The organism is Mesorhizobium sp. M7A.F.Ca.CA.002.09.1.1, assembly GCF_003998555.1.
Taxonomy (GTDB): domain Bacteria; phylum Pseudomonadota; class Alphaproteobacteria; order Rhizobiales; family Rhizobiaceae; genus Mesorhizobium; species Mesorhizobium ciceri.
Genome location: NZ_RZRR01000206.1, coordinates 1 through 7,225 on the forward strand (window position 1 = coordinate 1; position 7,225 = coordinate 7,225).

Below are 7,225 nucleotides of genomic sequence, written 5' to 3' on the forward strand. Positions count from 1 at the left end.
GCGTCAGATAGATGAAGCGGCTGATGAACCCGGCGCCGTCCATCTCGGCGGCTTCCTTCTGCTCGCCGTCGAGCGACTGCAGCGCGGTCAGAAGAATGAGCGTCGCGAAGGGCAGCCACTGCCAGGCGACGATGATGATGATCGCCAGCATCGGATGTTGCCCGAACCAGTCGATCGGCTGGGCCCCGAAGAAGCGGGCTATGTCGGCGAACACCCCGTATGGCGGGTGCATGATCATGTTCTTCCAGACCAATGCGGCCACCGGCGGCATGACGAAGAACGGCGAGATGACGAGGATGCGCACGATGCCCTGGCCCCACATCGGCTGGTCGATCAGCAGCGCCAGAAGGATACCGCCGATCACCGTGATCAGGAGCACGCTGACCACCAAGGTGAGCGTGTTGAGGATCGACTGCAGGAAGGCCGGGTTGGAATAGAACAGCGCGTAATTCGAGAAGCCGACGAAGCCGTCGCGGATCGGATTGAGCGGGTTGTACTGCTGGAAGGAGAACCAGATGGTGATGACCAGCGGCACGATCATCCAGACGAACAGCAGCACCACGGATGGCGCCATCATGAAACGGGCAAGCGAACGGGTCTGCTGAGTAGCCATGACGGTCACCCTTCACTGGTCAGACGGAATTTTCAAAGGCGTTAAAGGCGGCCGCCCGAACTGGGAACTCGGGCGGCCGTTGCCGGTCAAGGAGGCGACCGGCAGTCGGCACCGGGAGGAGCCTTACTTGATGTATCCGCCCTCGGTCATTGCCGCGGTGGCAGCGTCCTGGGCCTGCTTCAGCGCGTCGTCGACGCTCGACTGGCCGGCAAGCGCCGCCGAGAAGAGCTGGCCGACCGTGGTGCCAAGGCCCTGGAACTCAGGGATGGCGACGAACTGGACGCCGACATAGGGCACCGGCTTGACCGTCGGATGCGTCGGATCGGCGGCGTTGATGGAGTCCAGCGTCATCTTGGCGAACGGAGCGGCCTTCTGGTACTCGGCATTGGCGTAGAGCGAGGAGCGCGTGCCCGGAGGAACGTTGGCCCAGCCTTCCTTCGAAGCGACGAGCTCCGCATAGTGCTTGCTGGTCGCCCAGGAGACGAACTTCTCGGCGGCATCCGCTTTCTGCGTGCCGGCGGGGATGGCCAGCGACCAGGCCCACAGCCAGTTGCCGCGCTTGCCCAGGCCATTGTCGGGCGCCAGCGCATAGCCGACCTTATCGGCGACGGTCGAGTTCTTCGGGTCCGAAACGAAGGACGCGGCGACCGTGGCGTCGATCCACATGCCGCATTTGCCCTGCTGGAACAGCGCCAGGTTTTCGTTGAAGCCGTTGGAGGAAGCCCCCTCGGGGCCGTCGGCCTTCATCAGGTCGACATAGAACTGCAACGTGTTCTTCCATTCCGGCTGATCGAACTGCGGCTTCCAGTTCTCGTCGAACCAGCGGGCGCCGAAGGAGTTCGACATGGCGGTCAGGAAAGCCATGTTCTCGCCCCAGCCGGCCTTGCCGCGCAGGCACACGCCGTTCACGCCATTGGCGCGGTCGGTCATCTTGTCGGCGGCCTGCTTGATGAAGTCCCAGGTCGGCGCGTCGGGCATCTTCAGCCCGGCCTTGTCCATCAGGTCCTTGCGGTACATGACGAAGGAGCTTTCGCCGTAGAAGGGCGCGGCATAAAGCTTGCCGTCGACCGAAAGGCCGCCAGCAATGGCCGGGATGATGTCCTTGGCGTCGTAGTCGTCGCCGAGCTTGTCGAGCGGCAAAAGCCAGCTCTGCTTGGCCCAGATCGGAACCTCATAGGTGCCGATGGTCATCACGTCGTACTGGCCGCCCTTGGTGGCGATGTCGGTGGTGACGCGCTCGCGCAGCACATTCTCTTCGAGCGTAACCCAGTTGAGCTGGATGTCGGGGTTCGCCTTGGTGAAGTCCTCGGTCAGCTTTTGCATGCGGACCATATCGCCATTGTTGACGGTGGCGATGGTGATGGATTCGGCGTGTGCGGCGAACGCAAGCGTGCTGGCCGACAACAAGCCCAGGGTGAGCGTGCGAAGTTTCATCAAATTCCTCCCTTGAACCAAGATGAGCATTTGCCTTGGCTTTGGGCAATTACTCACTTGGCGTGAATTATGTCAAGTCGGATTCGATGCTGCAGCGCAGCACCCGGGCGACACCGCAGGCCGGGACGAGCGGAAATTGCCAGGACGAAGAGCGTCCCGGCCGGATACAGTGCGGCAACAGCGGATGGATCTGCGAGACCAGGTGCAGCCCGCAAGCTTGCCGGTCAGCAGGCGATCTCGGCCAGCAGCCAGTCGCGGAAGGCACGGATCTTCGGCACGTTGCGGCGCGCTTCGGGGTAGACCAGCCAAAAGGCATGGCCGTCGTCGCCAACCAGATCGAAAGGCTGGATCAGGCGCCCACCGGCAAGTTCCGCCTTGAACAGCGCCCTGGTCAGGATCGCGACGCCATGACCGGCGATCGCCGCGTTGGCCTCATAGGCCTGCGCGCCCATGCTGCTGCCGGGCCGTTTGGCGAGATCGTGCGAGTGCACGCCGGCAGCCTCGAACCATTGCGTCCACCAGATGTCGCCGGGATCGAGGATCGGCAGCCGCAACAGGTCCGCCGGTTCCCTGACGCCGCCGATGCTTGCCGCGAGCTTCGGGCTCAGCATCGGCGTGAAATCGGCATCGAGCAGCTTGTAGGCTTCCAGCCCCGGCCATTTGCCGCCGCCCGACCGGATGGCGAGGTCGACATCCTCGCGGGCGAAATCCGTCAGCCGGCTCGATGTTTCGAGCCGCACGGCAAGGGAGGGATGAGCGATCTGGAATGAGCCCAGATGGTGCGCCAGCCAGTTCGAGGCAAAGGTCAGCACCGTCGTGACGCACAGCAATCCGTCGGCGCCGCCACGCGCCGCCGCATAGGCCTGGCCGAGAATGGCGAAGGCCTCGCTGACCGCTGGCGCAAGGCGCTGTCCAGCCTCGGTGAGTGCGATCTGGCGCGGCCGGCGCAGGAACAGCGGCGCGCCGACCCGTTCCTCCAGCACCTTGATCTGATAGCTGACCGCCGCTTGCGTCATGGCAAGTTCCTCGGCCGCCTTGGTGAAGGAAAGATGCCGCGCCACCGCTTCGAACACCCGGATCGCCTGCAGCGGCGGAAGCTGTGAAACCTGCCGAGAGCTGAGGTCCGGCATAAAGCCTCCTTATGGGTCCTTATCGACGTTCGATTGGCAAAGGCCGCCGTCAAGACCGACATTTCCAGTCAACCCGTCATTCGGGTTCAGGATAGCGAAGGTTGACGATCATGACCATGGCGCAGCAAAAATGCACTTCCGCACCCGATCATCGCTGGTTTTCGTGGCTGACGGATGGATTCGGCTGGTTCGCAGCCAAAAAACGGGCACATCTCGACATCAGGGACCTGTCGCCGCATCTGCAGCGCGATCTCGGTTTTCTCGATGGCAACGACCATTTCGGGCGGCACAGCTAGCGCGGTTGGTTTTATCGCAAATCAGTTGTGCTTCCGGTCAGATGCTGGCGAGCAGCGCGGCGGCGGTCCGTTCATCGGTGATGAGGCCGTTGATCAGCCGCCGGTTCGCGGCCGCCAGAATGCCCGGCAGCTTTCGTTCTCCCATCGCCAGTGCGATGACCAGCGATTTCTCGCGTGACGGCAGCGACGCCGACGACACCCGGTCGTTGGTGATGCCCTCGATCATGCGGCCTTCCCTATCGAACACCCAGCCGACGATCTCGGCGATGCCCCCGGCCTTCTGCAGCGCCTTCAATTCGCTCTCCGAAATGAAGCCGTCCTCGTAGAGCGGCGCCTTGGGGCCGAGGTCGCCGATGCCGATGAAGGTGACGTCAGCCTCGGCGGCAAGCGCAAGCGTCGGCTGGATCATCGGCTGGTTGAGCAGCATCTCGCGCTCCTCCGGCGACGAGGCGATGACCGGCAGCGGCATCGGAAACGAACGCGCCTTGACCCTGTCGGCCATGGTGAAGATGACGTTGTAGAAAGCGGCCGAGCCGTCCGGCGAGATGTTGCCGGTCAACGACACCACCTTGTGCTGCGGGCATTCCATCGGCGGCAGCTGCTCGATCGCCGCCTTCAGCGTGCGCCCGGTGCCGATCGCCATGACGATCGGGGTCGGTGAACGCAACCGTCGCTCGATCTCGGCGGCAGCCGCCTCGGCGATGCCGATCGTGGTCGAGGACGAGTTGGGGTCGCTCGGCACCACTTCGACCAGATCGAGCGCAAAGCGCGATCTCAGCCGTGCCGCCAGATCGAGGCAGTTGGCGATCGGATGGTCGACGCGAACCTTGATCAAGCCCTCCGACACCGCCAGCGATACCAGCCGCTGCGCCGTTTGCCGCGAGATGCCAAGCGTCGAAGCGATCTGGTCCTGTGTGTTGCCGGCAACATAATAAAGCCAGCCGGCGCGTGCCGCATCGTCCAGCCTGTTGCTGCCACCATCCTGCCGGCTATTCAAAGTCCTGCCTCCCGAGACCGCCGGTCATGAGAGCGGCCCATGCCCACTTTCGCAGGGAACGGCCTGCTGCGCAATTGTCAAATCTCGGGGGCAATTGCTTGCTGTCCCTCGGCGTAGGCACGGCCCAGTTTCTCGTCTCCCCACGATGTCTGTCTCGCCAAGAGACTTGGCTGCGGTCCCGGCAGGCGGCACGTTCTTGCGCTCCGAAGGTTTATCTCCCGGCTCAAACCCTTTAAGGGATGGCAAAAAGGAGCCTCGCATGACGCCGAAAGCGGTTTTCTGGGACATGGACGGCACGCTGGTCGACAGCGAACCGCTGCACGAAGCTGCCCTGGTGGCGGCGATGCGCAATGTCGGCCTTGTCCCGCCGAACGATCTGCATGAGCGCGTGCTCGGCGTCGCCGCCTGGCCGGTCTACGAGATGATGCGCGACGAGTTCGGCCTGGACCTGCCTTTCGACGACTGGATCCTGCGCAAATACGAACACTACCTGCCGCTGGTGGAGAGCTTGAAGCCGCGCCCCGGCGCGATCGAGATCTTCAACGAGCTGCGTACAAGAGGCATCCAGCAGGCCGTGGTCTCGAATTCGGACCGGATGATCGTCGACGCCAATTTGAGCATGGTCGGCCTGATCTACCCCGGCATGAAGACGATCAGCCGCAACGACGTGCGCGAAGGCAAGCCGCATGCCGAGCCATTCCTGCGCGCCGCGTATCTGGCCGATGTCGACCCCGCGCAGGCGGTGGCGATCGACGACAGCTGGCCGGGCGCCATGGCAGGGCTGGCGGCGGGAATGAAGACGATCTTCTGGCCGGAAAAGCCGATGGAAGGCCCGCCCGGCGCCGTCGTCATCAACAGCGCCGAGGAATTGGGGAAAGAGCTGGGGCTCTGAGGAAAACCGCCCAGGTCGGCGCCGTCCCTCATCCGCCTGCCGGCACCTTCTCCCCGTATAGTGACGGCACGGGGAGAAGGACGCTCAATTCCGGTAGACCGGTTCCTGCTCGTCGAGGATCGCCTTCAACTCGCTGAGATGGCGTTCGGCCTGGCCGGGATAATCGTCCATCTCGCTCGCCGCCTTTTCGGCGATCGCGTCAGAAAGCGTGCGCAGCGGGCGGCCGGTCCACAGCGCCTTGATGTATGTCTCGGCGGCGCGTTCGAAATAGAACATGCGGTTGAAGGCATCGGCGACCGTGTCGCCGATGACCAGCACGCCGTGATTGCCCATCACCATCACCTTGACCTTGGGATCGACGAGAAGCTGCGAGCAGCGCTCGCCCTCCTCCTCGAAGGCCAGCCCGCCATAGTGCGCGTCGACGACATGGCGGTTGAAGAACATCGCCGAATTCTGGTCGATCGGCGGCAATGTCGAGTCAGCGAGCGATGCCAGCACCGTAGCGTGGATCGAGTGCACATGCATGACGCAGCGCGCGTGACGCACATTGCGATGGATGGCGCCATGCAGCCCCCACGCCGTCGGGTCGGGCGCATTGGGGCCGGAGAGCGTTTCCGGATCGTTGGCATCGATCATCAGAAGGTCGCTCGCCTTGATGCGCGAGAAATGCACCTGGTTGGGGTTCATGAGGAATTGTGTGCCCTCATCGTTGACGGCCAGCGAGAAATGATTGGCCACCGCCTCGTGCATGTTGAGCCGCGCCGTCCAGCGGAAGGCACAGGCGAGATCGACGCGCTCCTCATAGTAGGGCAGGTTGGTCAGCGTTTCCTTTTGCAGACGGGCAAGGCTCATCGAAAAATCCTCCGGTTTCGGCAAGAATGCCGTGGCCAGCCCATTCCCGCAACCGGTTTTGGTTGGTGCAGGGATGCTCACGCCGCCGTGCTGGCAGCGGCAGCGCCGGCTCGCAGGCCGCCATGCTCGATGATGAAATCGATCACCTCCTGCAGTCCCTTGCCGCGCGACAGGTCCGTGAAGCCGAACGGCCGCTTGCCGCGCATGCGGCCGGCGTCGCTCTCCATCACGTCGAGGTTGACGTTGACGTAAGGAGCCAGATCGCTTTTGTTGATGACCAGGAAATCGGAGCGGGTGATCGCCGGCCCGCCCTTGCGCGGAATCTCCTCGCCCTGGCAGACCGAGATGACATAGAGCGTCAGGTCGGCGAGATCCGGCGAGAAGGTGGCGGCAAGGTTGTCGCCGCCGGATTCGATGAAGACGATGTCGAGGTCCGGGAACTTCCTGTTCATCTGCGCGATCGCCTGCAGATTGATCGAGGCATCCTCGCGGATCGCGGTATGCGGGCAGCCGCCGGTCTCGACACCCATGATGCGGTCCTCGGGCAGCGCCTGCAGCCGCGCCAGCATCATGGCGTCTTCCTTGGTGTAGATGTCGTTGGTGACGACGGCGATGGAAAACTCGTCGCGCAGCGCCTTGCACAGTTTTTCGGTCAGCGTCGTCTTGCCCGAACCGACCGGGCCGCCAATGCCGACGCGCAGCGGACCATTTGTCTGTGTCATGCGGGAAACTCCGTGATGGCGAGGATGGCAAAGCCGAGCCCGATCAACAGGCACAGCGGCGAATAATAGCGGACATCGAGCCGCGCGAAAGGCTGTTCAGGCGTCAGCCGCCGCCACCATGGCGTGAAGCCGGCTATGCCGCGCCCCAGGAACACCAGACCGATGAGCAGCGACGTGGCGGCGAGACCCTCCTTGGGGAAGGGTGAAGCGAAGACTCCCATGAGCGCCAGCGGCCATAGTGTCGCCAGGCACAAGCACGCGGCAACGGCGAAACTGGCAAACGGCGTCG

General features: G+C 63.6%; 9 protein-coding genes. 2 read left to right on the plus strand and 7 right to left on the minus strand.

The annotated features are described in order from the left end of the window. From EN994_RS11745 to gcvA, 3 genes are all read right to left on the minus strand, one after another. The coding region (locus EN994_RS11745) for a sugar ABC transporter permease (protein WP_164745877.1) at positions 1–613 on the minus strand (613 nt) is incomplete at its 3' end. 123 nt (positions 614–736) lie between these two features. Continuing rightward, on the minus strand, positions 737–2,047 hold the full coding sequence (locus EN994_RS11750) for a sugar ABC transporter substrate-binding protein (RefSeq protein ID WP_013528413.1): 1,311 nt from the start codon (positions 2,045–2,047) through the stop codon (positions 737–739). 224 nt (positions 2,048–2,271) lie between these two features. Then, entirely contained in the window at positions 2,272–3,177 is a 906-nt protein-coding gene (gene gcvA, locus EN994_RS11755; RefSeq protein ID WP_013528412.1) for a transcriptional regulator GcvA, read from the minus strand. 110 nt (positions 3,178–3,287) lie between these two features. Between gcvA and EN994_RS11760 the strand changes: the two genes are divergently transcribed. Beyond that, entirely contained in the window at positions 3,288–3,473 is a 186-nt protein-coding gene (locus EN994_RS11760; RefSeq protein WP_063170431.1) for a hypothetical protein, read from the plus strand. 37 nt (positions 3,474–3,510) lie between these two features. On the opposite strand, the gene EN994_RS11765 is transcribed toward EN994_RS11760, so the two are convergent. After that, entirely contained in the window at positions 3,511–4,470 is a 960-nt protein-coding gene (locus EN994_RS11765) for a sugar-binding transcriptional regulator (protein ID WP_013528410.1), read from the minus strand. A 259-nt stretch (positions 4,471–4,729) separates the two neighbouring features. Between EN994_RS11765 and EN994_RS11770 the strand changes: the two genes are divergently transcribed. Next, positions 4,730–5,362 carry an HAD family phosphatase gene (locus tag EN994_RS11770; RefSeq protein ID WP_063169754.1) on the plus strand — a complete coding sequence of 211 codons (633 nt, stop codon included), beginning with the start codon at positions 4,730–4,732 and terminating at the stop codon, positions 5,360–5,362. 84 nt (positions 5,363–5,446) lie between these two features. Here the strand turns inward: EN994_RS11770 and EN994_RS11775 are convergent, their stop codons facing one another. The 3 genes from EN994_RS11775 to EN994_RS11785 all read right to left on the minus strand — a co-directional run. Further along, complete coding sequence (locus tag EN994_RS11775; protein ID WP_024502042.1) at positions 5,447–6,214, minus strand: class II aldolase and adducin N-terminal domain-containing protein; 768 nt, start codon at positions 6,212–6,214, stop codon at positions 5,447–5,449. Positions 6,215–6,291: 77 nt separating this feature from the next. Continuing rightward, the gene (gene ureG, locus EN994_RS11780) at positions 6,292–6,936 is read right to left on the minus strand and encodes an urease accessory protein UreG (RefSeq protein WP_013528407.1); all 645 of its coding nucleotides are present in this window, start codon (positions 6,934–6,936) and stop codon (positions 6,292–6,294) included. After that, a partial coding sequence (locus tag EN994_RS11785; RefSeq protein WP_164745878.1) for a DUF3995 domain-containing protein occupies positions 6,933–7,225 on the minus strand: 293 nt, incomplete at its 5' end. The genes ureG and EN994_RS11785, both read right to left, overlap by 4 nt.

Excerpts from the sequence above, each read along its gene's own strand:
- EN994_RS11750 (WP_013528413.1), bottom strand. The coding sequence starts at position 2,047 with ATGAAACTTCGCACGCTCACCCTGGGCTTGTTGTCGGCCAGCACGCTT.
- gcvA (WP_013528412.1), bottom strand. The coding sequence starts at position 3,177 with ATGCCGGACCTCAGCTCTCGGCAGGTTTCACAGCTTCCGCCGCTGCAG.
- EN994_RS11760 (WP_063170431.1), top strand. The coding sequence starts at position 3,288 with ATGACCATGGCGCAGCAAAAATGCACTTCCGCACCCGATCATCGCTGG.
- EN994_RS11770 (WP_063169754.1), top strand. The coding sequence starts at position 4,730 with ATGACGCCGAAAGCGGTTTTCTGGGACATGGACGGCACGCTGGTCGAC.
- EN994_RS11775 (WP_024502042.1), bottom strand. The coding sequence starts at position 6,214 with ATGAGCCTTGCCCGTCTGCAAAAGGAAACGCTGACCAACCTGCCCTAC.
- ureG (WP_013528407.1), bottom strand. The coding sequence starts at position 6,936 with ATGACACAGACAAATGGTCCGCTGCGCGTCGGCATTGGCGGCCCGGTC.